Origin of the sequence: Fusibacter paucivorans, assembly GCF_018390735.1 — a bacterium.
Lineage (GTDB): Bacteria > Bacillota > Clostridia > Peptostreptococcales > Acidaminobacteraceae > Fusibacter > Fusibacter paucivorans.
Genome location: NZ_JAHBCL010000042.1, coordinates 1 through 26,038 on the forward strand (window position 1 = coordinate 1; position 26,038 = coordinate 26,038).

Sequence of the window (26,038 nt, forward strand, 5' to 3'; positions counted from 1 at the left end):
TACATTCGCATTGCGGTATGATATCACCCTACGATTATGAACTTGAATTTGTCAGTTAGTAATCATAAAAGTTGTTTAAAGATTCTACGTTTAAGTTGTCCTTTTTCTTGACAGAAGACCATAGTTTGTAACGATGTCATTGAAATGAAGGATAGATATTTACTTGAAATTAGTATAGTAAATATTCATTCAAAGGATTATTTTAAGAAGATGAATAAAATTAATATTATCTCGCTAAATCGTGAAATAGTTAATGATATTGTATATATTAATGAACTTTAAAATACATTAGCTAACACGCCGATTCCCAACATTCCTCTTGATGTCACATGACTTTCGTGGCAAGCCATGCGCCACTTTTTCTGCTTCGCATTAAAAGAGTGAGACATCGTGAATCGCGGGAACGTTAGCTAAAAGTGCGACCAGCGCTTGAAATAAAAAAGTGATAAGCTATATTATGGGCTGTCTAAGTTGTTAAACTTTTGGACTACTCCCTCCATTTGGAGTAACCCTAATCATGGATGCGTTGCTGGCAACAGCATAATCCGTTCACGACAACAGGGACTATTTTCAAGATGCGAAAATTCAACGTAGTGCAGTAAATGCTCAATTAAAGGTAATGGTATAGTTTCTAAAAAGTAAATTGAGAGAGAATAGGTGGTAAAATGGGAAAAATAGATAGAAAGTGGAAAATTTCAATCATGATCATTGCGATCAGTGTATTTGCTATCATTATATATTTAAATTATCAAGAGGATAACGATGGGAAACTTCTTACGCGTAAAAACATAGTGGAAATCTTTTTGGATGAAGAGATTAAACTCAAATTTGAATCCATGGATGACCAATCGCCGTATATCGAAGATGAAGCGATGCTATACAGTATAGAAGGTTCAAGTCTTAAACTCAAATTATACATATACGATTCAATATCAGACAAAATGACGGCTTATAAGCCAATACATGATATGTATGATCAGTGGGCATCTACTGGTAATGAACAATACATTTCGGCTAAAAATGCAATTATATGCATTGTGATGCCGGATCCACACACAATAGAATTTAGTACAATTAACTTATTGTATACTGATATTACAGATATAATATTTGAAAAACTAAATGATGGCAAGACAAAATTGTGCACCAGTGAGAGTGAGAATTGGGAAGCCATTTATGAATTGAAATATTATGATCATGAATATTCTCTCGGTGGAGATGTATTACATGAAACGAGAGCAAGCGATTCATTCGTAATTAAATATAAAAATGATGATTTAACAGATAAAGATCTTATTGATATTGAATATGATTATAAAAATATTAAAGGAAGTATCCATGAGATAACAATTAATCAATCAAATCTAATTAATGTTTATTCAAATAGACGTGAAACAATTAGTTTTCCCATGGATGAGCAATTTAATATAACAATACACTGGTTAGGCAATACAGAGTCTATACAAGTTGATTGTAGCATTGATGGTGAAGCGTAAATTTTCGTATGATGAAAATAGTAGATATTGTCGTAAACGGATTGAGGTATTAATGATGCAGTTTTTTTATTTATAAATAGATGTCAATGATCGGCAGAGCAGAATGAATAATGCATTCGAAAAACAGTGCATAACGATAAGGCGGGTCGACGATATTAACTTGAGGAGGTTGTATTTCGGCAGCATCAAAACAAATTTAGAATAAACGATGGAGAAGAGTATGAAAGTATACATTGAGACGGAACGGTTAATTATTAGAGATCCAATTCTTGAAGATTTTGATGCAATATGGAAAATGAGAAATGATGACGCAGTGACGCAATTCACAGGCGGGATAACGAAGTTGAGTAGAGACCAAGCTTACGAACGGCATATAAAAAGATGCGAAAATTTTGATGATGAGCCCAAAGAGTACGCAGTGATTTTAAAGGAAAGCGGCTTTTATTTAGGCTATTGTGGTTTTCAGTATTGTGATATATTAGGCGGGATAGAATTATTATATGGCTACGCAAAAGCGTACTGGGGAAACGGTTATGCATACGAGGCGGCAAAAGCGGTCATTGAATTTGCAGAGGAAGCGCTTACGTTAGATGAAATCGTAGCAGCGGTAAATGATGATAATGTCGCGTCCGACAAAGTACTGTCTAAATTAGGAATGACACTCGTGGGTGAAATTGAATGGTCAGAGCAGGGGATGGTTAAAAAGTATCAATATCTGTTTAACAGATAACATTTTGTAGCCACACAAAAGTTGTCAGCCTTTCATCCGGTGTTTCAAGACTTTTAGTGGGCATACAAAATGATGTTTTCGGTTGTTGGGGATAAAAAGATATTAATGAAAACGTATGTGATACAGAATGACAGCCGAAATCCGAGAAGCACTCATGCGCTAGGCTTATTTAGCTGTCAATTGAAGCAATACAAAAAGAACGACAAAGAGAGTAATAGAGACACTGTCTGAAATACTCAAAAACGTTAATGAACATTTATAAAGGGGATATAATGAAAAGAATACTACCGTTTGCCATACTCTTTCTAATCGTAGGGTGTCAAAACGCAAATGCCATTGACCATAATGCAACGGACAAAGACATAACATCAGAAGTGACGGTTCAGCATTTAATAACAGGTATTGATAATCTGAATGAAGCCCAAGAGCGTCTACTTGAGATAAGCTATTTGGACGGCGCGTATGTACAGACTTCGGCGTATTTTGCCGATCGTATCCTAGAAATGCTGTTAAGAAATTCGACTCGCGAATCGATTGAAAAGATGGATGAATACCAATTGATTTTACACTTTGATGGCTATGAGGAGATTTATGTTAATATTGAAAATCAAAACTTTTGGTTTAAAAATGCAGCTGTTTCGTATGATTTAGAGGGAATTGCTGAATTGTGGGATCGATATATAATCAAAATTGATCAAAATGAATTTGTATACGATGATTTTGAAAAAACAGTGCTTACTGAAATAAATGCGGATATTGATCATGATGGTATTCAAGATGACATTTTATTATATTATGATAATGATCTCAGATTGAGCGTTAATAATACCGAGGTGGTGATAAATGCGAATATTGGTAAGTTTTCTTTAGGATCAGGTAATGAATATTACAGTGGTTTGCCGACAGAGATAGCGCATTTGGAGTACATCGAATCCCTTGACATACTGTTGTATAGCTATGACGGTGCCAGTGTGCACGGTCCCTTTACAAACATTGCGTTTTACAAATATGTGAATGGCACAATTCAACAATTGAAGTATGATGTTACTTGTGACATTGAGACAATCGATTTGGACAATGGGATCATTGAGCTTCACTTTCCGCCAACCAATAGAACCTATCAGCTCAGAATGAGTGAACGAGAAATTCAGGAGAGCAAAGCGTTTAAAGCGGCACTTGACCTTGACATGGATGCGTCAATGAAAGCAGTCTATGAGGAAGATGTGAAGCACAGCATACTGTTAAGCAGAGAACATGCGATTTTTGAAGACTATGACGGCGATCATACACTGGAATTGATCATAATGGGTAAGCTTCAAACCAAATTTGCCAGTGCTTATATAAGAATTGACGAGCCAATAGTCTTGGTATACGAATTATATCCGGATGAGGTAATGTGTTCCGACATATTCTTTGAACATGATGGCCCGGAAGCGCAGTTTTTATTTGACTATTTTAGATGAAAATGCCCTAAATAAAATTTCTTTGAGGAAAGTTTCTTTTGTTCAATGCATCATCAAAAAATTCTAGATAAAGATCATATGTTACAGACACTGTTTTTGAAGTTCCCTTGAAAAGGGCTAAAAAAGTGGGGTTTGCTAGGTTATTAGATGTTAGAGCATGATATAGCGTAAAAATTAAAGATCAAAACAACACTGATAATCATGAACGATTTATAACACTTGACAACCAATCAAGTGACAGGAGGCACAATGATTCAATCAATTGTACATATCGCATTAGTTGTGAAAGACTATGATGAAGCGATTGCATTCTATACTGAAAAATTAAATTTTGAATTACTTGAAGATACGTATCAGCCTGAGCAAGATAAAAGATGGGTTGTTATTGCACCGCCGGGTTCTGCCGGCACGACTGTCTTGCTGGCGAGGGCATCCAATGCTGAACAAGAAGCCTTTATTGGCAAACAGTCAGGCGGCAGGGTATTTCTATTTTTGAATACGGACGACTTTTGGCGCGATTATAACCGGATGATTAAGAATGGCATTGAATTTGTTCGTGAGCCTAAAGAAGCAGATTATGGAACCGTTGCTGTCTTTAAAGACTTATACGGAAACCTCTGGGATTTATTGCAGCTAAAAGCGGATCATCACATCGCCCAAAGATTTAAATGATATCAGGCCTATCATACGGATTAATAAAATGGCACCTGTAAAATACATTCACAAACTGCGAAGACAGTATAAAGTGGATTAGCCATAATGACTATCGCCCATGAGTGAAGTTGGTGAGCTGTAACCAGTATTCATTACAATTTACGTTAGAGAGAACATAAAAGAGAACATAAAAGAGAGCATAAGAGAAAATATAAGAGGGGACATAAAATGAATATTGAAAAAACGGCTAAGCTGGTAATACGCATGATTGGGCTCTATCTATTAGAACAGTATTTAAGTACTTCAATTTCTGTCATGAGCCAGATCTTCAAAGCTTTTTATTACAATGAAGTGCACTTATTGACACTTGTAACGAATCTTCTATTTGTATCGATTTCCGTATTGGGGGCTTTGATGCTGGTAAAACCGCAAATCATCTTGAAAGGTATTGAATTGCCGGTGCTAAAAATAGATTTTTCAGGAGTTGACAGACTGATAATGCGCATTTCCGGTATTTTGATGCTGTGTTACAACGGTTTTCAATTAATCTATGCATTGACATCAGTCTATTCAAATCAATATTTTGATCATTATATAATGCTTAATCTAGGCATACAGGTTCTATACTTGCTCGTTGGCAGTGTGCTTATTTATAAATCTGTAAAACAGCGCGATGTTGTTTAATCAACATCATGACGAACCTAATAATTTATAATTCGTGCTTAAACAGAAATGGAGGCAGTATGGCAAACAGTATTGATATCAAAGAAGCCCTTGAAATGTCCCAAAAGCTTTGGAAAAAGCATAAAGAGACTTGGTGGCCGATGAGTCCGGAACACGGCAAAACATTTATGCTATATATGATTGAAGAAATGGGAGAAGCAATCGCAATTATCAAGAAAAAGGGCGATGATGCAATCATGGAAAATCCTGAAGTGCGTGCCCGCTTCATAGAAGAAATGTGTGATATGATGATGTATTACGCAGATGTTCTCAACCGATATGGAATCAACTATGAAGAATATTCAGCGATTTACAGAGAAAAATTCCACCAAAATATGGCGAGAGACTTTAAAAAGGATCACGAAGGCAGTTAGCAGGACGTTGCATTAGTGTTTAATAGGGCATTGCATCATTGTAGGATGATTTTCTAAAATCATTATCTGAAAGAAGGCACACAGATGATTAAGCAAAAAATACCAATTTTTGTGATGACGGCAGTCGCTTTATTGAGCTTGATTCTATACACTAAAAGTGAAGCGACGAATACACAACTTCACTTAAACATTCACCAGTTAGAAGAAGAAAACAATTTGCTGCAAAATGAAATTGCAAGTTTGATTTCTGAGAAGAGAAGTTTAGCGTCTGACTTTGACCAGTATCAGACAGTGCAAAGGCAAAATGATACAGTATTCCCAGTTTTGATTACACTTGCGGACCGGTTTGGAGCTGCTAGAATTGAAGGAGATTCAGAGACATTAGCAGCATTGCTGGATTCAAAATATACCATTATCGATGAAGACGATCAATTGATCGCGAAAGTTGCATCAGAATCATATGCAGAAATTCTCTATTCAAAATCAAGGAGTGAAGATTTCGAATCAAGGGTTTTAAACAGCTATTGGTATAATGCAGAAAATGATTCTTATACCATTACGATTTCAGAGTATTATAAGGGGACGGTATTGTCGAATCTATATGTTGTTATGACATTCGATAAAAGTGATAAGGGTTGGCAGATCGTCAATTTTGGTTATGATGTATAGGAACATTGCTATGTAAGGCAATACCCTATGCAAAAATGCGAGAGAGAGGCAGTTATTTTGTATTTTCCGATCTAAAAGGTGATTTTGAACAAGCCATGTTAGCTTGCTGCAAGCCAGGCGTTTGGGCTGATGCGCCGAAGACGATTAGGATGCAGCATATTAAACAGAGAAGCCATAAAATATTTGGTGACAGAGTGAAATACACCTTGTTGTTCTGGAGGAAATCATGAAACTTAATGTTAAAATATTTATCTATATTGTTGTGCTGCTACTCGTGATCACTGGTGTTATCGCGCACATCACGCGTTCTGATTCAAAAAAAGTATCAGAAGCCTTTTTAAAAGAATTCTATACCATTAACATGGATGAAAAAGAAGCGGTTAAAGCACAATATGAGACATATGATGCTTCAGAGCGAATGATCAAACAGATTGAAGTCATGCATCATGTTTACGATCCGCTTTTGACAGCAGACGGGTTTCAAATTATTTTGATGAATCGCTACATCGTGGCTAAAATAGAAGCTGCCGCAGAAAAGCCGTTTACAGTTGCCGTTTCCAATATACAGTTGGAAGCAAGTTTATCTGAACCCGATCATGTCGTCTATAATTATGCAGTGACACTTGAATTGCAGTCGGCAGAGAATGAACATGAAACCGTAACAGAAACAGGATATGTCAACTTATTAAAGGTCGATCGAAAATGGAAAATCGACAAACTGAGATTGGGTATTGATGCCTTTAAAAATGATTGAGTTGCTCCGCATAAACAATTGGGCGCTTCTGCTCTTTACGGCGTAAATGTTCTGATTAAAGCCACATTCGGCGTGGCTTTCTATGAAAATAAAATGAAAAGGATAATGCTGCCTATGTGATGTGTGTTGCCTTTTACTCAAAATGATGGCATAATTGACCAAATAAGGTTAGAATAGACGTACAAGAAAATGGAAACAATGCCGTGAGGTGGTCAAAGTATCAGTTTATTTCGAATAACCAGCCTTTCTGATGATACATTTTTGATTTCTAATTAAATAAAGGATATAAAAAAACAAAGGATATTAACAATAAACAACCGAAAGTTATATTTAAATAATTATATTAAAGTATACAATTGGATGATATGATAGAGAGAGGGTGTGGCAATAACATGAAAACATTGGAAAATGCCATTCATTTGCGAAAAAATGGCAAAACAGATGAAGCGATTGTTATGTTAAAAGCATTGATTGCGGAAGAACCCGAAAATGCTGCAATCAATTATCAGCTTGCGTGGTGCTGCGATGTAAAAGGACTAGAAAAGGAAGCTGTCCCTTATTATGAGAAAGCAATTGCAGTGGGGCTGCCGGAAGCCGATCAAATTGAGGCAATTATTGGTTTAGGGAGTACTTATCGGGCGATTGGCGCTTATGAAAAATCAAAAGCATTATTGCAGCAAGGAGTTAAAACTTATGATAATAATGCATTAAAGGTTTTCTTGGCAATGACGCTTTATAACCTTGGGGAATATGAGCAATCAGTAGGAACACTGCTTAAACTGCTGGCAGAGACCTCTTCCGATAAATCAATCGGTCAGTTTAAAAAGGCAATCCATTTTTATTCGGAGCACCTTAATGACACTTTGTAGTAGGATGGCAAAAAAGTATAAGTATTTAGATAGAGAGCATGCGGGATTAACTTGTTGGTACGATAAGTTGAATGGCTAAGTACCAATGGAATCGCGTAAATAGAGAAGTACATTGATTGAGGAGAAACATCGTATAAAGGGTGTGTTACGATGAAAAACAATTTAAAATTTATAGTATCTAACATTGTTATTTGGGTTGTTCTAGTATTGAGTGGACAAATTAATGAAATGATGACGGGATCCTATGTTGCAAGAACTTCAAATGTTCAAGTAAGTATTTCAGTGGCTTATGCCGTTTATTTGCTGTTAGGCGTTGTTTTTGCAGGTGGGGTCTATTTTGGTGAGAAATGCGATAAACATATTCGGATCCCCATTTACCTTACGTATTTGATTTTTCCACTGTTGCAATTATTTTACGGTATAGTGCCCATTTTAGATCATCTGCCTGACGACATTATTAGGCTGCTGCCTTGGATGGGAAGGATTGCTTTAATGTACTTGGCGATTATCGTCATGTATAATGTATTGAACGCCATTCATAATAGAAAATGAACCCCAAATCACTTATTGTTATAAATGGCTGTAAAAAATGTCCTAGTGAAGTGTCCTAGTGAAGGGTCCTCAGCTGCTGCAAAAAATGGATTTAAAGTTCGGCACAGGAGAAATCGAGTTAGAATCAACATAAGCAAAGCATCATAAAGCAATGTGTCAAATAGGGGCAATCAATACGAAGCACTGAAAAACATAGTGTCCCAAAAACAAATAGATCATAATAAAATAATGATGAAAGAAGAGGGATGGGGAATGAGTACATTTCGAAAAACATTTGAGCTGAGAGATGGCAGAACACTTACCTTGAGAGCGCCTCAGCTAGAAGATGCACAGGGACTGATTGACCAAATGAAATGTGTTGACGGCGAAACCAAATTTTTAGCAAGAGAAGCGGGAGAGTTTCAACTGACAGTGGAACAGGAACAAGACTTCATTCGGCGAAGTTTGGAAACTGATCAGCGTCAATTTCTTATTGCCGATGTAGACGGTGAGATCGTCGGCAATTGTGCGGTTGGGCTGGTTTCTACCACTCGCCGTTATCGTCATAAAGCGGCGATGGGCATTGCGATTTGTAAAGCATATTGGCATATGGGGATTGGCAGCAAGCTGATGCAGAACTGTATTGAATGGTGCCGAGCAAGAGGTGTCGAGCAGCTGGAATTAGAAGTGGTGACTGAAAACAGCAGTGCGATAGCAATGTATGAAAAATTTGGTTTTGAAATATTTGGCACCAAGAAACATGCTATGAAGTATGCGGACGGCACCTATGCAGATGAGTACTATATGATTTTGTTTTTAAATGAGCAATAGACCAATAAAAATATGATTGATAAGAGGCGCATGAAAATTAGATGCGCCTTTGTCAATGTTAACATGTTCGTGGTACTGGAAAAGTTAAAATGTATGAAAGATTGAATGTCATAATAGATGTCATAATCAAAAAAGAAGCGGACGTAATGAAAGTGGTAAGGTGATGATAAAAACGGGAAAAGATACAGAAAAAACTGAAAAAAATATGATGAAAGCTGAAGTGGCGACACCGATTGACGTTATGAAAATTACTGATTATGATGCTGTTTTGGATTTATGGATGAGAACACAGGGGATGGGACTCCGCTCTTTGGATGATTCGAAAGAAGGCATCGAAAAGTTTCTTAATCGCAACCCTCGGACTAATTTTATTTACACTGACGATCAGCATATCGTCGGCGTTATGATGAGTGGCCATGATGGCAGACGCGGCTATATTTATCATGCCGCCGTTGATCATACATATCGAAACAAGGGGATTGCGACACAGTTGCTTTCGCACGTTTTGGCAGCGCTTAAAACTGAGGGAATTCATAAAGTGGCACTAGTGGCCTATAAAGATAATCACCTTGGGAATGCCTTTTGGCAATCACATGGTTTTGACGTACGTGAAGACTTAGTTTATCGGAACAAATCACTTAACGATAATAATTTGTAATGTTTTGAGAAGAGCATCTGTGTCAAGGTAAATGGTATTGCGATGTTAAGAATCAAATAAAGGCTAGGATGCCGTTCCTTTAAAGAAGAAAAGAGAGTAGTGCATAATAAGGGTATCTTATGGTAAAGGATATGATTTGTGATATTAGATGATTTTCGAATGAATAGATGTGTTTATATTAACAATAATTAATGAAGTTATGCCATTTATAGAACGGAAATGAAGTGAACGCTGTAATGTGGTGGCTTAAAATGAATATGGCAAAATTACAGATAGGCATTGACAAAAGTAAACCGATTGGCTTACAATGACATTAGATGATTATGAAACTAATCGACTCGCAACATGATTATCGAATAGTAGGCTCTTGTCATCATAATAGAATAGCCCATATTGGAAATTAATAGACATTCGTAAACCCTAATGACAACAGTGATATGATTGTTAATGACCATTATATGATCTATCAAATGGCGAATATCAAATGAGAAAGGAGGCGTTGTTATGGGAATGCATAACACGAAAGTGACATTTATTGCACACCCTGTTGTGGAATTTATTTGTGGACTGGATTTTTTGGCAAATGAAAATAAATACAATCAGTTATTTCAAGAGTATCATTACGAACAGGATGAAGCCGTTAAGGCTAAGGTGCAATTGATGGCTGGTAAGGTTTCTCGTTTCTTGGCAAAAGAAATAGACTATTTTTTCAAGATGCCTGAAATAATTGATGTCTTGGGAAGGCTAATTATTGAAAATCCGCAACTAGAACAAGTTAATGACTATATTCAATACTTGGAAAAGTTGAATGTAAAGACATTGCTTGTCTATATTTTGGAACGATTTTATTTTGACGATCCTGTACAGGCAGAGACAATTTTGAAACTTATCAATAATCGTGATCAATATGAAAGCGTTTTTTCAAATGTCACGCGTTCTGGAACGACATCAGAAATTGCATGTGAGAAGCTATTGGACATAATCGAAAGCCCGGAAGAGATCAAGTTTAGATTGACCTTATTATTACGGCAGTTCTATGAAAAATGTTATGCGCCAATAGAAGCTGAAATAATGGCGATTCTGATAACGGAGAAAGAAAAATTTGAAAAGTTGTTTCAAGGAGATCGAGTATCTTTTTACAAAGAGTTTCTAAGAGAACAGGCCGTTAGAGAAGTCAAAGATTTTATTGTGAATATTAGTTACTTTGTCCAAATTGGAAGGTGGAAGTTTCTCATCATGCCGCAAAACAATATTGAATATATCAGTATCGGCATGTATGCAGATCAGTATTCACAAAGCAGTTTTCAGAAAATTAAAGTGAAAAAACTGCTAAAACTTTTAGCGGATGAAAAACGATTTGAAATGATACAGCTTTTGGCTCAAAAAACATGGTATGGACATGAGTTAGCTGAAGCGCTCGGCATTACCCCTCCCACTGTCTCATACCACATCAATGCTATGCTGGAGCTGGGACTAATTTTCCTTGAAAAGGACAGCAATAAAACATATTATCACCTTGATAAAGAAAAGCTGAGACAGATGCTCCAGTTGGTTGAAGTCAGTTTGCTTAGTGAGAAGTAATTGAAAAACAAATTAGATAAATATTGAATGATCGGCAACAGTTTTGTGAAAATCTAATTGATGTCGTCATCATATATGAAAAAGAAAGGAATGGCTGTTTGGATTATGATGAATCATTTTAGAGTAGCAAGGCATACAGCAAATCTAGGAGCGATAGAACGATTCTATGTTGACATACTGGGATTGAAACAAATGGGAACCTTTGAGGAAGAGGACTATCAAGGTGTTTTTATTGGTGAGAGAGGCCAAACGTGGCATCTCGAGTATACTCAAAGCAAAGAAGCACCTCAGCATAAGCCTGATGACGATGATCTGCTGGTTTTCTATTTGGGAGATTATGAAAAATACACCCAATGTGTTGAACGGCTTTTAGAGAGTGGTACAGAGAGTGTACCTTCAAAAAATCCCTACTGGGATAAGTGGGGAAAAACCTTCCTCGATCCGGATGGTTATAGAATTGTCATTTGCCATCGTAAGTGGACGAATGAATAGGAGGCAAAGCGTTTATGATGTACCATATCAATCTATTGTTATTTGACCAATTTGAATTGCTCGATGCTTTTGGACCCGCTGAAATATTTGGCAAAGCACCGGAAATATTTACATTGCATTATTATTCGCGGCATGGAGGGGTTATAAAAAGCGCGCAAGACACGCAAATATTAACGGAAATTTATGCTTCGCAGCCTCAGCATACCAATATACTTTTGCTGCCGGGCGGTGAAGGTACCAGACAGCTGGTTCAGCGTGCTGATGACATAAACGATATAAAAAGGCTTGCTGAGGAGGCAGACTATGTGTTGAGTGTTTGTACAGGTGCGGCACTCCTGGCTAAAGCAGGTGTGCTGGATGGTAAAAGAGCGACGACCAATAAACGTGCCTTTGAATGGGTAAAGTCGCAACGCTCTGCGGTTGACTGGGTAAAACGCGCAAGATGGGTGAAAGACGATAAGTACTATACCTCATCGGGCATCACGGCGGGGATGGATATGAGTCTGGGGTTTATTAACGATATCGTCAGCCCGGAAAAGGCTAGAGAAATTAGCAAACGAATCGAATACATTTGGCATGAAGACAGTTCAGAAGACCCATTTGCAGATTTGTATGAAGGGTGATCAGGTCGATTGCGAAAGTGCAAAATTGCGTAGAAATGAAGAAGCGAGTAAACGAAGAAAGGAAGACAGATGCGATTATTAAAACTATTACTGTTATTGACGGTGCTCAGTTTAACAGGCTGTCAGAGTGACACGACGGATTTAGACGTTACAAAAGAATACTTTGCCAATACCTTGGCGGAAGACTTTTCTTTCTATGATATTGCGAGAAGTATCACGAATGGTCATGATGAAATTTACATAGCAGATTTCGAAGTGTCTTTTGATAAAGAATCACACTTATCTGTACTGAACTTAGAGATTGAAGATCATGAAATGGATGAAAGAAAGATGGTTATATACCGTGAAAATAATGACACGCTGACGATCTTCACCGAAGCAATTCCGCAGACAAAGTTGCCTCAAAAGACAAATGTGTCCGTCTTGTCGTTATTTGATGATCGGATTGATATAAATACAAGCGATCTGGCAGAGGGAGAAGTTATCCGATATGAACTATTGGCATCTTCTGTAGTGAATATTGATACGAAGGCAGGTGACTATTTAAACAACGTCCTTGTCACAAAACCCGAAACTGTAGAAGGGATTGTGTTTACTTCATTTGTCATTCCTATTGAAAAGGATGATGTACTGACGAACTATATTTTTCAGGAAGAGTGAAGAAAAAAGCAACATTTCAAAAATTGCTGCAAAGGATAATTGATGTTCACTGATGACAGTTGATTGTTGATGACGAACTTTAGAACTGCCAATAGTGGCATGCACTGATTAGAGGTAAGTACACCATTGGCATGGGCTTGTATTTGAGGTGAATAAAATGGATGACAAACAGAACACAAAGACGATTTATCATAAGCGCACTAAATTTAAAAGACGTCAAATCATTGGTGCCATGCTGTCAGCTGTTATGGCTTGTTTGTGCATGTATGGTTTGTATCGCATGGCATTTCCGGTTGATACAACCGATCAGACGGCACTCGAAGCGGCGATTAATGATTATTTTTTCACTGAGAACGTTGAGGTGGCAATCAGAGAGCAGCAAAAGATAGGGCGTCGCATTGTTGTCTTCTACGAGCGGAAAGGCTATAGTGGGCATTACGGCATTGCCAATTTAGAAAAAGGTTTATTCGGGAAATCACGATTTTTAGATGCGAATTTACGCGACTGGCCACTTTATACCTATGGCTACAGCAGAGATAAAAATCACTTATTGCTTTATGGGATTAATGATTTGCAGGATGTTGCAGCCTACGCCATTTATCCTGCTGATGATACAAGTGCCGAACCCATTTACAGGGGTGAAGCTGAAACAGGACCTTTTCTGCACATCATTGAACTGGATCACCCAGAAGATTACATTGGCAATCACTTTGTTCATTATTATGGTGAAAATGGCAATGAACTGGACTTCAATGCACTGTGGAAAGAGGCGCCACAGCCGGAGGAAGGCAGGACACCCGGTGTCGGGACTGCCGAATTGGGGATGCCATATGTCTTGATTGGTATTGTTTTTGTCATCGGCATCGTTCTTGTTCGGTATTTCTTAACGACATAATGATTGTGAAAAGGCAGGGGTTCCAATTGAATTGTAAACCGTTGCATGGACGATTTGATGGCAAAGGCAGGTAAAGAATGGGGTCTGATAAAAAGAATGAACAATTACAACCGGCCGAAATGTGTATAGACTGTGTCAAAGAACTTTCAGAAAAAGTATATCACTTGCACGTTCGATACAACGGCGATTGGGATGAGTTCTATTTTCGAGATTACCTTATATTTGCAATATTGCTGAATGAGGCAACAAAAAAGTGAGGTCTCTTTTATGAATTTTAAAAAGCATATACAAGTCTATCAAGGGCTTCCCAAAAGTGTTTATATTCTCTTCATATCCATTGTCATAAACAAAATCGGCGGTTTTATTGCGCCGTTAATGGTACTGATTCTTACGGTAAAGATTGGATTGCCCGATGCGCAAGTGGGGTTGGTTTCAACGATTGCACTGCTGACGCAAGCGCCTTTTGTGATGGCCGGCGGTAGTCTGGTCGATCGGTTTGGTGCGAAAAAGACAATTGTCGTCCTGCATACGATCGGTGCGTTTTTTTATCTGGTGTGTGCAGCGCTGAAGCCGGGTATATGGCTTGCCGTTCTTATGATTTTTACTTCTGACTTATACGCAATGGCGTCACCGGCGCCCAATGCATTGATCCCGATTGTCACATCAAAAGACAAGGTGAAAAACGCGTATTCGTTGATGTATTTGGGCTTAAACCTAGGTTTGGCGATTGGGCCGCTTATTGGTGGCTTATTGTTCAATGAATACTTAAGCCTACTGTTCGTCATTGATGCGATTACCACATTGATTTCGACAGGGCTTGTGCTATTCCTCTTTGATGACCAACAGGATGCGCAAGCTGTGGCAAATGATGAAGGGGAAGGCGAAGCAGCTTTGGAAATGCCTTCAATGCTGCAGTTTTTAAAAAATAATCCAATGCTTATTTTTGTCAGTGTCGCGCTGTTGTTCTTTAATTTTAGTTATATTCAATGGAACTTCCTGTTGCCACTGCAGACGGTAATGCTCTTTAGTGATAGTGGGCCAAAATTTTTCAGCTTGCTTTTGAGCATTAATGCCATTACCGTTGTCGCGCTTTCACCTATTCTGACTTCTGTAACACAAAAGCTTGCATCGTTAAAAAGCATGTTTCTCGGCGGTGTCTTCTACATTGTTTCATTCTTGATGTTTGCAATGAGCCAGAGCATGCCGTTGTTTATAGCATCCATTATCGTGATGACGATTGGTGAAATCATGATTGCCATTAATATGAATCATTACATTGCGGCTTCAACGCCTAAAAAGTTATTGGGACGAGCAAATTCTCTTATTTTCATTATTAGCGGTGCAGGTTATGCGATGGGGCCCGTGATCATGGGTGCTTTTTTAACAGCAGTCACTTATCAGTCTGCATGGATTATTACATCAGGTGTAACGGCTGTTGCGACGGTTGTTATGTATGGCCTCAGTAAAATTGATAAACAGCATAATAATTGAGAACATCAGCGGCGACTAATAAAGATAACATCAAAGATCTATAGAAATGTCGTTTTATAGACGAAAGAAAACTTTATAATAGCTTTTAATTGCGTTTTTGCTGCAATATGCTGAATTGCCATCTTATTTAAAGCTACGCACCTTATGGTGAAAGGATTGAAATTTAAATGCTATAATTGATTCATGCAATAACTTCATGCAATAACTTCATACAAAAAGATCAATTTAAACGATAAAAAGATGCGTTCGAGCGAAGCTCGCTGAACACAAAAGACAATATGGATGCAATGAGTCGGAGACAAGGAAAAAGACAAGGAAAAAGACAAGGAAAAAGACAAGTGCTTCAGATCATAATGAAGCATTAAAAAGCCCAAAAGGAAGGGTATCGTGACTGAAAATAAGATTTTTACACGTTTTATAGACTGGGCGGAACGAATAGATAATATCAGAATGGTCGTATTGACGAGTACAATGGCAGATGCGAAAGCACAAACGGATTTTCTATCCGACTATGACGTCGAATTATATGTGCATTCGCTTGTACCATTTCTTAAAAATGACAAATGGTTTGAAGCGCTCGGAGATGTGATGGTGAGATGGCCGCTAAATCCGGCATCAACGTTTGATAAAGCGTGGGTTACACGGCTCGTATTGTTTGAAGATGGTACCCGGATTGACTTTCAGGTCACAGCCAATCTTGAAATTGCATCAGCGCATTATGATAATGGCTGTAAAGTACTGCTGGATAAAGATGGATTGTCCGCGCAAATTGCAGCACCTACTTATACGGCCTATAACATTCGCAAGCCTACAGAAGCGATGTATCTGAAAGTAACCAGTGAGTTCTGGTGGAATGCTTATTATGTGCCCAAATACCTGTGGCGTGAACAACTGCCTTTTGCCAAATACATGATGGATTACATTTTACGGTATGAATATGTCCATCAAATGGTGGATTGGTATATTGGTCTTGCACATAAGTGGCAGGTGGAAACGGGTGCTCTCGGCAAATATTATTCCGTATTGCTGCCGAAGGAGATTTGGCAGGCATATGAAGCGACCTTTGCCGGTGCAGATCTCCAGGAAAACTGGGATGCATTTTATAGACTAATCGACTTCTTTCGAATGCTTTCAAAAGAAGTTGGTACGAAGCTGGGTTACCCTTATCCTGAAAAAATAGATCAGCAAGTAACTGCATTTTGCAGACAAATTCAGCGAACGCCTAAATCCACTAAAACGCGTTGAATGTCAGTTCGTGATGTGATCAAAAAAGAGCGATGATGCAATCAATGATACAATGATAAAATGATATGATGATGATCTAATACGATGATGCAATTAATCATACTCTGGTGAAAAGATACAATGATGAAAAGATACGATGATGATAGGGTACAGAATGCAATGAAAGTGAGCGTATGGAGATGATTTTAAAAAGAGATACAAATGATTTAGCCGCTTATTTAATCGACAGCGATATTATTGATTATCACGACCAGAATGTAAAAGAAATGGCAGAAAAACTTAAAAGTCGATATGGTCAGGGCATCGCACTTGCCAAAGGTACTTTCGAATTCGTACGAGATGAAATCGCACATTCAATTGATGTTGGCGGTAAAAATGTAACCTGCACAGCATCGGAGGTTTTAACATACAGAGAGGGATTTTGTTATGCAAAATCACATTTGATGGCAGCATTACTTCGCTATAACGGTTTTCCGACGGGTTTCTGTTATCAAAGACTGCTATTGGACGATGAGACGGCACCCTATCTTATTTTGCATGGCCTAAATGCTGTTTATTTAAAAGATTTGGATAGATGGATTCGATTGGATGCAAGGGGTAATAATGCAAATGTCAATGCGCAATTCAGTACTGAAAGCGAAATACTGGCTTTTCCAGTTCGCACAGTGGTGGGTGAAGCTGATATTCCGGTGATCTTTCATGAACCCGATGCCAAAGTTATTGCAAAGCTGCAATCACATCACAGCGTTGAAGCGCTGCTTGCTGATTTGCCAAAGAAACTGGCAGTTGAATAATACAGCGAATAATGCAGCAAATAATACAGCAAATAATGCGGCTGATTCATCGAGACTATATTGATGATATCATGGAAAATCAAAGCTGGAATACTGTTGAAATTGGATGGTGCGCATTAAAGTGCTGCTGTCCGAAAGGAGGAAACGATGATAAAGTCATTGACGATGACGTCTGACGAAATCGAAGCCATTATGCACATCTGGTATGATGCCACAATAAAAGCACATCCTTTTATACCGGCCACATACTGGCGGGGAAATTATGAGATTGTCAAAAATGAATATATTCCTAACAGTGAGACCTTTCTCTATTGTGATGGCAGTGAAACGAAAGGCTTTATTAGTATCATCGAACGGGCATTTATCGGCGCGTTATTTGTTGATCCGGCTTATCAGGGACAAGGTATTGGCATGCAACTACTGTCTTATGTCCTGAATAAATACGATAACTTGTCGCTTGCCGTTTACATTCAAAATGAAAATGCCGTATCATTTTATCAAAAAATGGGATTTTCAGTGATTTCAGAGCAGCTAAACAGCGATTCTCAAGTGCCTGAGTATTTAATGAGCACTAGAGGGGCGTCTGCCGGCGAAAAGGAGTGATGTGAGCGTGACAAAAATCAATACCATCATTTTCGACGCAGGGGGTGTCCTGTTTTATATTCGCGAATTTAGAAATGATGTGATCAGGCGGGTACTGAAATCAATGGGTTATCATCAGGAACTGGTTGAAGTGGCAATGCGCAGGGGCAATACATTTGATACGCGCTATTTTGAATCACATGATGCGATTAGCAGTTGGGAAGACGAGCGCAATTGGCTTGAAGCACGGTCGCGGGCGATTGCTGATGCAGTCAATGCAAATGACGTGACACTGGCAGATAAACTTAAATACCTTACGTTTGATACATTTCAGTATCAGCTCTATGATGAAACCATTGAAGTATTGGAAAGCCTAAAACGTCAATATACGCTTGTCGTGCTGTCCAATGCGACGGCTACACTGGACTGGGCATTTGATTACCTTGATCTTCGACAGTATTTCGATGAAGTCATTATTTCGGCTTATGAGCATTGTGAGAAACCTGATTCCAGGCTTTATCATATTGCACTCAATAAAATTGGCAAAGCGCCCAGTGAATGCGTCTTCATTGATGATCGCATTCAAAATGTAGAAGCAGCAATGGCTTTGGGCATTTTATCTTATCACTTGCAAAGGAAACAGGGCATGACGCTAGATGATTTTGAAGCGTTTATAAGTAATTTGGATAGTTGAGGTAATTGCATTGTAAAGATTTTAACCTCATCGCTGCAATAGATATGTTCTAAATATGTATATTCTAAACAAGAAGGCAAAACCGCCCTACTGTCAGAAAGGATCATTTAAGGCTAATATACCGTAGCTTTCCATAGCAAAATCATGTATAATCACATAAAATAATTATCGTAATATAGCCGTTAGTTTTGGATATTCAAAGGTGTAGAAAGGAAAATAATGGAACAATTTTTTAATCAGTATACCATCACAGATGATAAAACCAAGATGGATGAAAAGACGATTGCAAATCTCTTGCATCAGTCCTACTGGGCAGCGAACAGACCAGATGAAACGATACACCAAAGCATCGTAAATTCAACATGTTTTGGTATCTTTGACGATGCGGGAAACCAAGTCGGTTTTGCGAGAATTATAAGTGACTTTGCCACAATGTACTGGCTTTGTGATGTTGTGATTGACGAAAGACACAGGGGAAAAGGCCTTGGGAAACAGCTTGTTGAATTGATTGTCAATGATGAACGCTTCCGAAAGCTTTCAGGAAAGCTTGCAACAAACGATGCGCATAAACTCTATGAAGCCTATGGTTTTGTCAGTGACGGTGCCAAATATATGCAAAAGTCAAAATAGAGAATATTGTTGGGCAACTTATATTTGCGCGGCGTAATTGACGGATCAATACGGCGCGCTTTGTTTTACGAAACAGCTAAGATTATAGCAAAAGAGGTCGAAAAAGATGCATATCATATCTGTAAGAGAAGAACCAACGTACGAAGCGATTGCAATAGCTTACTTTCAAGAAAAATGGGCTAATGAAAACACAATGAACATCTATCAGGACTGTATCAGCAGCTGTATGAACGCGTCAAATGACTTACCACAATGGTATCTGATGATAGATGGTCAAGAACCTGTAGGGTGTGCGGGCCTTATTACAAATGATTTTATCAGTAGAATGGATTTGTACCCGTGGATTTGTGCACTGTATATTGAAAAAAGCTATAGAGGGCATCGCTTGGGTTTTCAATTATTGGAAAAGGCGCGCTCAGATGCAGCGCGCTTTGGATTTGAGCAGGTTTATCTGTGTACCGATCATATTGGATTTTACGAAAAAGATGGATTCAAATGGATTGGAAACGGCTACCATCCTTGGGGGGAATCATCGAGAATCTATCAAAAGAGCACTTAAGAAAAAACACATACAGCGAGACTGTAGATTTATTTAAGTCCAAATTGGTGACGCCGGGGTGTGTGAAAATACAAATAAAGGAAGTCTTCAATTTTAATTTGGGGAAATAACCTATTGAAAAGAGATCCAAGAATCATTGTCACGTTATGATAACACAAAGGATGCAAATCATATGGCGCCTACATATAAAACAGTAACAAGATCAAATACTATATATTATTGGATGAGCTGTTCTAAGCGGTTCATTTATGATTCGAGGAAAGAGAAGTGTGACCACTATTGAAAGAAAAAGAAATACACTTGGCAGTGACAGTGCAAAATGAAGCGGTTGGCTGCTGCGCATTTAGGCCAATGAATGACTCAACCGCTGAAATTAAGCGAATGTATGCGAAAGAAAAAGGCTGTGGCATAGGCGCGCTGATACTCTCGCACCTTGAAAGAGAGGCGAAACAAATGGGGTACGCAAAGATATGGTTGGAGACGCGGCGTATCAATGAAAATGCGGTACGGCTTTACAGAGAACAGGGATATCAATGCATTCCCAATTATGGAAAGTACGTCGGTAATACACTTGCTATTTGTTTTGAAAAAATACTTTAGCATAGTTTAGAGTTGTCAGTGCACTGCCGATTGGCAAAAGCGATATTCTGAAAAGACGAAAAGCAACAACATACAAGATTATAACATCATGGTGTCCATCTACGGCTGTTGAATTAGCATTTGAACGACTAAAGCAATTGGCAGATGAAACATCAGCGGCATTAATCAGATTTTTGATGGGATTTTGATTTTTTATCTGTAAAAGAAACGGACAGACAATGAATATTGGGAGGCATGTATGTCACAGATTATAGTCGTCTTTATACTCACTGTGGTTATTCACTTTATCAACACATTGGCATATGCCGTTAGAATTGTGGGGATTAGAACGGGGCGAATTGCCATTTCATTTGCGCTGTTTAATATTGTCGTACTCGTATCGAGAATTGCCAACACCGTTCAGGCGCCCTTGCTGGCCAAAACGGTTGAAAACAGCATCAACGGCGGATTTGCCGGAAATTTGATGCTGAATTTTAGGTATATCTTATTGGCGGCGACGGTAGGCACGATCCTTGCGGCATTGTTTATACCGACATTTCAAAGGCTTTATGCAATCGCCGTTGAAAAATTCAATGTTTATAAGTCGGTACCGCGGCTGCTGCTGCACAGCTTTTCAAGAGCCGGCGTCAAACAATTCAGCATGAATCTTAAGGTACCTTCTAGAAATAATCTCACTCAGCTGAAAACAGTATCGGATTTTCCAGTTCGTATGACAGTTCTCAATACGCTCGCGGTGGCGATGCTCACAGTCGGCGTGCTGGCCTCTCTTTATGCAGGCGTATTGGCGCCGGCGTATCGTACAACTGCCAGTACGCTTAGTTCTGTCATTACAGGGTTATCAACGATTTTGCTATTTGTATTTATTGACCCGCAACTGTCAATTATGACGGATGAGGTGCTGGAAGGTGAGAAGAGCGAAGGTGAATTTAGAAGGACGGTAACGTTTATGGTATTTGGTCGCGTTATGGGAACAATGCTTGCACAAGTCATGCTGTTTCCGGCAGCACATGTCATTGCCTATATTGCATCTAATGTGATTTAACATCTGGATTACGCATGCATAAAAGTACAGTGCAAATAGCGATAGACCAGTAAGCTGAAGATGGAACAGATGTGTGATGAAATCATTGTGCAGTTGCTTGGTAAAGCGATGGCAACAAAAAGACCTTAACTCAAATGTAGAAAGGCAGTGAACGACAAATGAGCAGTAAAAACAGTCAACAGCATTCTTTACCGATTTCCGGGAAGATTGAAACAGAAGGTCAGCAAAAAGAAATGCGGCGGCTAAACGTAGGCATATTGCTTTTTAATGAAGTGGAAGTGCTTGATTTCGCAGGCCCTTTTGAAGTGTTTAGCCTTGCTGAAAATGTTGAAACGCAAATGAAGTGCTTCCGCGTTTTTACTTTCGCCGAATATGCGTCGCCAGTTTCGGCACGTAATGGCCTGCGCGTTTGCCCTGATTATACTTTTGACGATGTACCGGAAATGGACATTCTCATCGTGCCGGGCGGGTATGGTGCAGAAGCAATTGAAATTAATAATCAGAAACTGCTAAACTGCCTGAAAACGGCCGAAGGCCGTGTTGATACACTGGCCTCCGTCTGTACAGGTGCTTTTTTGCTTGCTGAAGCAGGCATTCTTCAAGATCAGACTGTAACCACACATTGGATGGATCTTGAAGCCCTTCAAAATCGTTATCCAAAGTTGACGGTTATTGGCGATGTGAAGTTCGTCGATCAGGGTAAAATCCTGACTTCGGGCGGTATCTCAGCGGGTATTGAGTTGTCGCTTCACATTGTGGCGCGATATGCAGGGGCTGAAACCGCAGCCAAAACGGCCAAACGAATGGCTTACGATGTGACCGCATGATTTTGAAAGACTTCTTTAGCTGTAAAAACGGCATTGAGGACTTTGGGGAAGCCGACATACGGAATACACTGTATAAACGTTTCAACAATATCCGTTTGACTGAGGCCGACGTTTAGTGCACCGGCAATGTGGACGCGAAGCTGATTTTCGCAGCCCCCCTGTGTCAACAGAGCGGTGAGTGTTATCATTTCTCGCTGCTTGAGCGAAAGCGTTTCGCGCGTGTAAATATCGCCAAAGGCAAATTCAATAATATATTTACCTAAATCAGGTGCAATATTTTCGAGTGACCGAACGACGGCGTGACCGCCACTGCCGTCTACCTCGCTGAGCTTTAGCAGACCTTTTTCATATCGTGTTTGTTTATCCATAAAGCAATAACCTCCTTTATGAGGTTAAGCATAATAGCTGGAGTGTAGTCCATGTCAAGAGGGAAGTGATTATTTGTACTATCGAATAGGCGAAATTGAAAAGAAAATGCAGATTAGTATTGATACATTGCGCTACTATGAAAAAATCGGTTTGATCTGTCCGGAAAGGGATACGAACAATCGACGACTTTATAGTGGTGCAGATGTCGCTTGGCTCGAATTTATTTTTCGATTGAAGCAGACGCATATGCCACTGAAAGAAATAAAAAAATATGCTGAACTGAGAAAGCAGGGAGATGAGACAATTGCAAAGCGCATTGACTTGCTCGAAGAACAGCGAACGCGATTAACACAGGAAAAAATGACCATTGATGCGTGTCTTTCTTATTTGGAAACAAAGATTGCACACTATAAAACTGATTTAATAAAAAAAGAATGCTCGCAGTCGGAATGAATGCGGCATTTTCCTTTTAATAATGAAAATGCTTGTGCTAAAATTTCTTAAAACAAGCCGGTTTTGGTTAGGTATCATAATAAAAGCTAGCCTGCCATTATAACAATGCTGAGCGCACGGGTATTGAAGTTGCCTATAATCCGATAAAGGGATTGTTGCAATTCGAAAATGCCAATTCAGTGTATGGTTTGCAAATATTGACAGACAGCCTTTTCGGCATCTGTTTTTCGATTGATTTCAGGCCCGAAGAGTGAATCTCGGAGCATAAGATAGAGATCAATAATGGATTCCATTGCCTTTACACAAGCAGCTGCATCATGTGAAGCAATGGTTTTTTTTAGTTCAGGGATTATTTCTGGCATATTGAATTCAATTTTTCGAACGCCTTTCGGCAAATAACCATTTTCTATCTGAAGAAGAGGGCCAATGACGGTTTGTCTTAAGAAAGAAATAAATTCAATGGTTTCAAAGAACTCACCACGTCCGATTTTAAGCGCTGCATAATGTACCCATATCCAAAAACGATCTTCAATCCATTGATAAGAGGGCATTGGGAAATCGCAGACAGCCTCATTAAGCGCATCTGTAAAACAATGATTACGTGCCCAAATAACAACCGGATTTTCAATGCGTTTACCCAATTGATCCGCAGATACAAACTTGTAATCAACATGAAAAAGGGCATTATCTTCCTGATAGAGGGCGATGATTAAGCGAGGTTCGCCAACGTGCTCGCCGGTGAAGGCTGATAGGAGTCTGCCGCATCGTCCAACGATTGTCATTCGTGATGCCATGACTTGATCGTAAAGAAGCGGGTCTACAGCGACGACAAGATCAATATCAGAGTAAGCATCCATGTCCTGTGTAATATAGGAGCCGCCGACAGCGAGGCCGACAATACGGTCGTCTGTTTTAAGAATATTGGATATTTTATTTAAAAAAGTAGCATGCTTAACGGGGATCATAGATAATCTCCTTTCCATCATATGGCATAAGTCAATTACAGTAAATGAGCTGGTAATATGATAAGAATAGCACAATTGCAAAGGTCATTCAAATGATACGAACGGTATAACGAAAAAAGAGATGCTATAAAAACAACTCGATATTGTCCTAAACTGTCATCTTTAAGAAACGGTTCAATATGATATAATGTTAACCGTGGGATTAAACATAAATAGCAGTACTGTAAATGATTGATAAAGTGCAACCGTTTAGGAGACAATTCAAGGAGAGCATTGATGATAGAAGAATGGACAGAATCAATACAGAACAGTGACGCATCTACTATTGTGCCGAAATCAACTGGCGAAAAAAAAGGGCATCAGATCAAACTCTACAACATGATTTTTCCAATTTGGCTGTTGTGGCTCATACCGATTATGTGGCTGATTGTCTTGCCGGCTAATTTTCTCATTGACTTGACCGTTGTCGTATTGACCATGAAATACTTAGGCATTGACGATATTAAATTACATGCGAAAAAAGTGATTCTTCGCGTCTGGCTGCTTGGCTTTGCCGCCGATTTTATCGGCACTTTTTGTATGTTTTTAGTCAATATCATAGATTTTGATTATCAGACACCTAGGGGACGATGGTGGTATGAAAATCTACAAAATGCCGTCGCCTATAATCCACTTGAAAATATTTATTCATTTTTATGGGTTGTCGTTTGTATAATGATAACGAGCTGTTGTATTTACTTTTTCAATCTTAAGTTCGGATTGAAGAAACTGCCGATTGAGGAGCGCCAGAAACACAAATTATCATTAGCATTGGCTGTTTTTACGGCACCTTATCTCTTTATGCTGCCTACTGCCTGGTTCTTTTAGCGCAGATGTGAGTATTTGAAGACATCGCCGTATGCCAAGGAGCGATCGGTTATTGAAAAACTTAAGAAGACCATCAGCAGATGACTTCATTAAATCAAATGTAAACGATGCCGCATGCAAAGCGGCATTCGGTATTCCTACTAAAAATTTAAAATGACAGAGAAAGAAGTGACAAAAATATGAATCCATTGATTGCAAAAGCACTGGATGAATACGGCTTTATCATGCTTAATCAGCATCAACAACTTCCAAGCGTCTGTGCAACAGGCGAGACTTGGGCAGGCTTTATGGAAATGATCGAAAGACGTCAAGTCTTCTTGACAAATCTCGTGGAAAAGAAAACGACCTTATTGTCGCCGGCACTGTATGCCGCAATTTCAAAAAAACAACAACCAATGGTGTTTGACAGCGAAACAGAACCCGTGTACACGTTCGTTGCGAAAAACCAGCCTGTTTCTTCGGAAAATATTCGCTTGTGTCTACAAAAAGATAAGAAGGCAACCGATAAATTAGTTAAAAAACTTGAAGCTTGTCTTTGCATTACCGTTTTAAAAGAGGGAAAACGCCTTAATCAAAATTGGGGAACCTACCGTTGGGGTACGAGTATCAAATGGTGCAAGGACTATGAAGCGATTTACGGTGCACTGCCGGATGAGGATTTTGACCAAATGATGGCGCGTTTATTGCAACAGGGAATTTCGCCGCGTTATTGCAAATATTTCACTCAGCTGATTGATTAGTTGACAGTTTTCTTTGTTGCATAAAGATGATACATAAACAGTGATAAACAGGAGGCTGTTTATGGTAATCTAAAAATACAATGAATGGCAGACAAAAATACAAAAAAATAATTGCCAGTACAATCTCAATCTTATACCCTTGAAGTGACCAAACTTTAAGGAGGAAAGGACGTGCTA

At 38.9% G+C, this 26,038-nt stretch carries 32 protein-coding genes and 1 pseudogene; 31 read left to right on the top strand and 2 right to left on the bottom strand.

Annotated features, from left to right (window positions below; all coding sequences use genetic code 11):
• Positions 1-665: 665 nt before the first annotated feature.
• The 28 genes and pseudogenes from KHM83_RS17455 (at position 666) to KHM83_RS17590 (ending at position 22,467) form a co-directional block, all read left to right on the top strand.
• Positions 666-1,496, top strand: coding sequence for a hypothetical protein (locus KHM83_RS17455; RefSeq protein WP_213238335.1), 831 nt, complete (start codon positions 666-668; stop codon positions 1,494-1,496).
• A 220-nt stretch (positions 1,497-1,716) separates the two neighbouring features.
• The gene (locus tag KHM83_RS17460; protein ID WP_213238336.1) at positions 1,717-2,226 is read left to right on the top strand and encodes a GNAT family N-acetyltransferase; all 510 of its coding nucleotides are present in this window, start codon (positions 1,717-1,719) and stop codon (positions 2,224-2,226) included.
• Positions 2,227-2,498: 272 nt separating this feature from the next.
• Positions 2,499-3,689, top strand: coding sequence for a hypothetical protein (locus KHM83_RS17465; protein ID WP_213238337.1), 1,191 nt, complete (start codon positions 2,499-2,501; stop codon positions 3,687-3,689).
• 249 nt (positions 3,690-3,938) lie between these two features.
• Positions 3,939-4,361, top strand: a complete 423-nt coding sequence (locus tag KHM83_RS17470; protein ID WP_213238338.1) for a VOC family protein — start codon at positions 3,939-3,941, stop codon at positions 4,359-4,361.
• Between the two features lie 210 nt (positions 4,362-4,571).
• On the top strand, positions 4,572-5,027 hold the full coding sequence (locus KHM83_RS17475; RefSeq protein WP_213238339.1) for a hypothetical protein: 456 nt from the start codon (positions 4,572-4,574) through the stop codon (positions 5,025-5,027).
• A gap of 59 nt (positions 5,028-5,086) precedes the next feature.
• The gene (locus tag KHM83_RS17480; protein WP_213238340.1) at positions 5,087-5,440 is read left to right on the top strand and encodes a MazG nucleotide pyrophosphohydrolase domain-containing protein; all 354 of its coding nucleotides are present in this window, start codon (positions 5,087-5,089) and stop codon (positions 5,438-5,440) included.
• 84 nt (positions 5,441-5,524) lie between these two features.
• On the top strand, positions 5,525-6,109 hold the full coding sequence (locus KHM83_RS17485; RefSeq protein ID WP_213238341.1) for a hypothetical protein: 585 nt from the start codon (positions 5,525-5,527) through the stop codon (positions 6,107-6,109).
• A 226-nt stretch (positions 6,110-6,335) separates the two neighbouring features.
• Positions 6,336-6,863 (top strand): hypothetical protein, encoded by a 528-nt coding sequence (locus tag KHM83_RS17490; RefSeq protein ID WP_213238342.1) that lies wholly within the window; start codon positions 6,336-6,338, stop codon positions 6,861-6,863.
• 392 nt (positions 6,864-7,255) lie between these two features.
• A complete protein-coding gene (locus tag KHM83_RS17495; RefSeq protein ID WP_213238343.1) occupies positions 7,256-7,732 on the top strand; it encodes a tetratricopeptide repeat protein in 477 nt (158 codons plus the stop codon).
• A gap of 207 nt (positions 7,733-7,939) precedes the next feature.
• Positions 7,940-8,284: a hypothetical protein gene (locus KHM83_RS17500; RefSeq protein ID WP_213238344.1), complete on the top strand. Its 345-nt coding sequence runs from the start codon at positions 7,940-7,942 to the stop codon at positions 8,282-8,284.
• 252 nt (positions 8,285-8,536) lie between these two features.
• Positions 8,537-9,094 carry a GNAT family N-acetyltransferase gene (locus tag KHM83_RS17505; protein WP_213238345.1) on the top strand — a complete coding sequence of 186 codons (558 nt, stop codon included), beginning with the start codon at positions 8,537-8,539 and terminating at the stop codon, positions 9,092-9,094.
• A 163-nt stretch (positions 9,095-9,257) separates the two neighbouring features.
• The gene (locus KHM83_RS17510) at positions 9,258-9,752 is read left to right on the top strand and encodes a GNAT family N-acetyltransferase (RefSeq protein WP_343213173.1); all 495 of its coding nucleotides are present in this window, start codon (positions 9,258-9,260) and stop codon (positions 9,750-9,752) included.
• Between the two features lie 504 nt (positions 9,753-10,256).
• Positions 10,257-11,333: an ArsR/SmtB family transcription factor gene (locus tag KHM83_RS17515; protein WP_213238346.1), complete on the top strand. Its 1,077-nt coding sequence runs from the start codon at positions 10,257-10,259 to the stop codon at positions 11,331-11,333.
• Between the two features lie 75 nt (positions 11,334-11,408).
• Positions 11,409-11,825, top strand: coding sequence for a VOC family protein (locus KHM83_RS17520; protein ID WP_213238347.1), 417 nt, complete (start codon positions 11,409-11,411; stop codon positions 11,823-11,825).
• A 14-nt stretch (positions 11,826-11,839) separates the two neighbouring features.
• Entirely contained in the window at positions 11,840-12,448 is a 609-nt protein-coding gene (locus KHM83_RS17525) for a DJ-1/PfpI family protein (RefSeq protein WP_213238348.1), read from the top strand.
• 69 nt (positions 12,449-12,517) lie between these two features.
• A complete protein-coding gene (locus KHM83_RS17530; protein WP_213238349.1) occupies positions 12,518-13,108 on the top strand; it encodes a hypothetical protein in 591 nt (196 codons plus the stop codon).
• A gap of 157 nt (positions 13,109-13,265) precedes the next feature.
• A complete protein-coding gene (locus KHM83_RS17535) occupies positions 13,266-14,003 on the top strand; it encodes a hypothetical protein (RefSeq protein ID WP_213238350.1) in 738 nt (245 codons plus the stop codon).
• A gap of 137 nt (positions 14,004-14,140) precedes the next feature.
• Positions 14,141-14,221 (top strand): annotated as a pseudogene (locus KHM83_RS17540) (GrpB family protein); the annotation flags it as partial.
• Between the two features lie 49 nt (positions 14,222-14,270).
• Positions 14,271-15,494, top strand: a complete 1,224-nt coding sequence (locus KHM83_RS17545) for an MFS transporter (protein ID WP_213238351.1) — start codon at positions 14,271-14,273, stop codon at positions 15,492-15,494.
• Positions 15,495-15,881: 387 nt separating this feature from the next.
• Positions 15,882-16,739, top strand: a complete 858-nt coding sequence (locus KHM83_RS17550) for an aminoglycoside 6-adenylyltransferase (protein WP_213238352.1) — start codon at positions 15,882-15,884, stop codon at positions 16,737-16,739.
• Between the two features lie 179 nt (positions 16,740-16,918).
• Positions 16,919-17,533: a transglutaminase-like domain-containing protein gene (locus KHM83_RS17555; RefSeq protein WP_246543183.1), complete on the top strand. Its 615-nt coding sequence runs from the start codon at positions 16,919-16,921 to the stop codon at positions 17,531-17,533.
• Positions 17,534-17,680: 147 nt separating this feature from the next.
• The gene (locus KHM83_RS17560) at positions 17,681-18,136 is read left to right on the top strand and encodes an N-acetyltransferase (protein WP_213238354.1); all 456 of its coding nucleotides are present in this window, start codon (positions 17,681-17,683) and stop codon (positions 18,134-18,136) included.
• A 7-nt stretch (positions 18,137-18,143) separates the two neighbouring features.
• On the top strand, positions 18,144-18,809 hold the full coding sequence (locus tag KHM83_RS17565) for an HAD family hydrolase (RefSeq protein ID WP_213238355.1): 666 nt from the start codon (positions 18,144-18,146) through the stop codon (positions 18,807-18,809).
• A gap of 219 nt (positions 18,810-19,028) precedes the next feature.
• Positions 19,029-19,439, top strand: coding sequence for a GNAT family N-acetyltransferase (locus KHM83_RS17570; RefSeq protein ID WP_213238356.1), 411 nt, complete (start codon positions 19,029-19,031; stop codon positions 19,437-19,439).
• Positions 19,440-19,545: 106 nt separating this feature from the next.
• Entirely contained in the window at positions 19,546-19,998 is a 453-nt protein-coding gene (locus KHM83_RS17575) for a GNAT family N-acetyltransferase (RefSeq protein ID WP_213238357.1), read from the top strand.
• A gap of 279 nt (positions 19,999-20,277) precedes the next feature.
• The gene (locus KHM83_RS17580; protein ID WP_213238358.1) at positions 20,278-20,598 is read left to right on the top strand and encodes a GNAT family N-acetyltransferase; all 321 of its coding nucleotides are present in this window, start codon (positions 20,278-20,280) and stop codon (positions 20,596-20,598) included.
• A 238-nt stretch (positions 20,599-20,836) separates the two neighbouring features.
• The gene (locus tag KHM83_RS17585; protein ID WP_213238359.1) at positions 20,837-21,640 is read left to right on the top strand and encodes a lipid II flippase Amj family protein; all 804 of its coding nucleotides are present in this window, start codon (positions 20,837-20,839) and stop codon (positions 21,638-21,640) included.
• Between the two features lie 158 nt (positions 21,641-21,798).
• On the top strand, positions 21,799-22,467 hold the full coding sequence (locus KHM83_RS17590; protein ID WP_246543184.1) for a DJ-1/PfpI family protein: 669 nt from the start codon (positions 21,799-21,801) through the stop codon (positions 22,465-22,467).
• Here KHM83_RS17590 and KHM83_RS17595 read toward each other — a convergent pair.
• Complete coding sequence (locus KHM83_RS17595) at positions 22,449-22,835, bottom strand: carboxymuconolactone decarboxylase family protein (protein WP_213238360.1); 387 nt, start codon at positions 22,833-22,835, stop codon at positions 22,449-22,451. The genes KHM83_RS17590 and KHM83_RS17595 overlap by 19 nt on opposite strands.
• A 73-nt stretch (positions 22,836-22,908) precedes the next feature.
• Between KHM83_RS17595 and KHM83_RS17600 the strand changes: the two genes are divergently transcribed.
• Positions 22,909-23,289, top strand: a complete 381-nt coding sequence (locus KHM83_RS17600; protein ID WP_213238361.1) for a MerR family transcriptional regulator — start codon at positions 22,909-22,911, stop codon at positions 23,287-23,289.
• A 176-nt stretch (positions 23,290-23,465) separates the two neighbouring features.
• On the opposite strand, the gene KHM83_RS17605 is transcribed toward KHM83_RS17600, so the two are convergent.
• A complete protein-coding gene (locus KHM83_RS17605) occupies positions 23,466-24,254 on the bottom strand; it encodes a nucleotidyltransferase domain-containing protein (RefSeq protein WP_213238362.1) in 789 nt (262 codons plus the stop codon).
• A gap of 276 nt (positions 24,255-24,530) precedes the next feature.
• Between KHM83_RS17605 and KHM83_RS17610 the strand changes: the two genes are divergently transcribed.
• On the top strand, positions 24,531-25,121 hold the full coding sequence (locus KHM83_RS17610) for a hypothetical protein (RefSeq protein WP_246543185.1): 591 nt from the start codon (positions 24,531-24,533) through the stop codon (positions 25,119-25,121).
• A gap of 179 nt (positions 25,122-25,300) precedes the next feature.
• Complete coding sequence (locus KHM83_RS17615) at positions 25,301-25,861, top strand: hypothetical protein (protein WP_213238363.1); 561 nt, start codon at positions 25,301-25,303, stop codon at positions 25,859-25,861.
• The last annotated feature ends 177 nt before the right edge of the window (positions 25,862-26,038 follow it).

Coding starts and splice junctions, on each gene's coding strand:
- KHM83_RS17455 (WP_213238335.1), top strand. CDS start 666: ATGGGAAAAATAGATAGAAAGTGGAAAATTTCAATCATGATCATTGCG.
- KHM83_RS17460 (WP_213238336.1), top strand. CDS start 1,717: ATGAAAGTATACATTGAGACGGAACGGTTAATTATTAGAGATCCAATT.
- KHM83_RS17465 (WP_213238337.1), top strand. CDS start 2,499: ATGAAAAGAATACTACCGTTTGCCATACTCTTTCTAATCGTAGGGTGT.
- KHM83_RS17470 (WP_213238338.1), top strand. CDS start 3,939: ATGATTCAATCAATTGTACATATCGCATTAGTTGTGAAAGACTATGAT.
- KHM83_RS17475 (WP_213238339.1), top strand. CDS start 4,572: ATGAATATTGAAAAAACGGCTAAGCTGGTAATACGCATGATTGGGCTC.
- KHM83_RS17480 (WP_213238340.1), top strand. CDS start 5,087: ATGGCAAACAGTATTGATATCAAAGAAGCCCTTGAAATGTCCCAAAAG.
- KHM83_RS17485 (WP_213238341.1), top strand. CDS start 5,525: ATGATTAAGCAAAAAATACCAATTTTTGTGATGACGGCAGTCGCTTTA.
- KHM83_RS17490 (WP_213238342.1), top strand. CDS start 6,336: ATGAAACTTAATGTTAAAATATTTATCTATATTGTTGTGCTGCTACTC.
- KHM83_RS17495 (WP_213238343.1), top strand. CDS start 7,256: ATGAAAACATTGGAAAATGCCATTCATTTGCGAAAAAATGGCAAAACA.
- KHM83_RS17505 (WP_213238345.1), top strand. CDS start 8,537: ATGAGTACATTTCGAAAAACATTTGAGCTGAGAGATGGCAGAACACTT.
- KHM83_RS17510 (WP_343213173.1), top strand. CDS start 9,258: ATGATAAAAACGGGAAAAGATACAGAAAAAACTGAAAAAAATATGATG.
- KHM83_RS17515 (WP_213238346.1), top strand. CDS start 10,257: ATGGGAATGCATAACACGAAAGTGACATTTATTGCACACCCTGTTGTG.
- KHM83_RS17520 (WP_213238347.1), top strand. CDS start 11,409: ATGAAAAAGAAAGGAATGGCTGTTTGGATTATGATGAATCATTTTAGA.
- KHM83_RS17525 (WP_213238348.1), top strand. CDS start 11,840: ATGATGTACCATATCAATCTATTGTTATTTGACCAATTTGAATTGCTC.
- KHM83_RS17530 (WP_213238349.1), top strand. CDS start 12,518: ATGCGATTATTAAAACTATTACTGTTATTGACGGTGCTCAGTTTAACA.
- KHM83_RS17535 (WP_213238350.1), top strand. CDS start 13,266: ATGGATGACAAACAGAACACAAAGACGATTTATCATAAGCGCACTAAA.
- KHM83_RS17545 (WP_213238351.1), top strand. CDS start 14,271: ATGAATTTTAAAAAGCATATACAAGTCTATCAAGGGCTTCCCAAAAGT.
- KHM83_RS17555 (WP_246543183.1), top strand. CDS start 16,919: ATGATTTTAAAAAGAGATACAAATGATTTAGCCGCTTATTTAATCGAC.
- KHM83_RS17560 (WP_213238354.1), top strand. CDS start 17,681: ATGATAAAGTCATTGACGATGACGTCTGACGAAATCGAAGCCATTATG.
- KHM83_RS17570 (WP_213238356.1), top strand. CDS start 19,029: ATGGAACAATTTTTTAATCAGTATACCATCACAGATGATAAAACCAAG.
- KHM83_RS17575 (WP_213238357.1), top strand. CDS start 19,546: ATGCATATCATATCTGTAAGAGAAGAACCAACGTACGAAGCGATTGCA.
- KHM83_RS17585 (WP_213238359.1), top strand. CDS start 20,837: ATGTCACAGATTATAGTCGTCTTTATACTCACTGTGGTTATTCACTTT.
- KHM83_RS17590 (WP_246543184.1), top strand. CDS start 21,799: ATGAGCAGTAAAAACAGTCAACAGCATTCTTTACCGATTTCCGGGAAG.
- KHM83_RS17595 (WP_213238360.1), bottom strand. CDS start 22,835: ATGGATAAACAAACACGATATGAAAAAGGTCTGCTAAAGCTCAGCGAG.
- KHM83_RS17605 (WP_213238362.1), bottom strand. CDS start 24,254: ATGATCCCCGTTAAGCATGCTACTTTTTTAAATAAAATATCCAATATT.
- KHM83_RS17610 (WP_246543185.1), top strand. CDS start 24,531: ATGATAGAAGAATGGACAGAATCAATACAGAACAGTGACGCATCTACT.
- KHM83_RS17615 (WP_213238363.1), top strand. CDS start 25,301: ATGAATCCATTGATTGCAAAAGCACTGGATGAATACGGCTTTATCATG.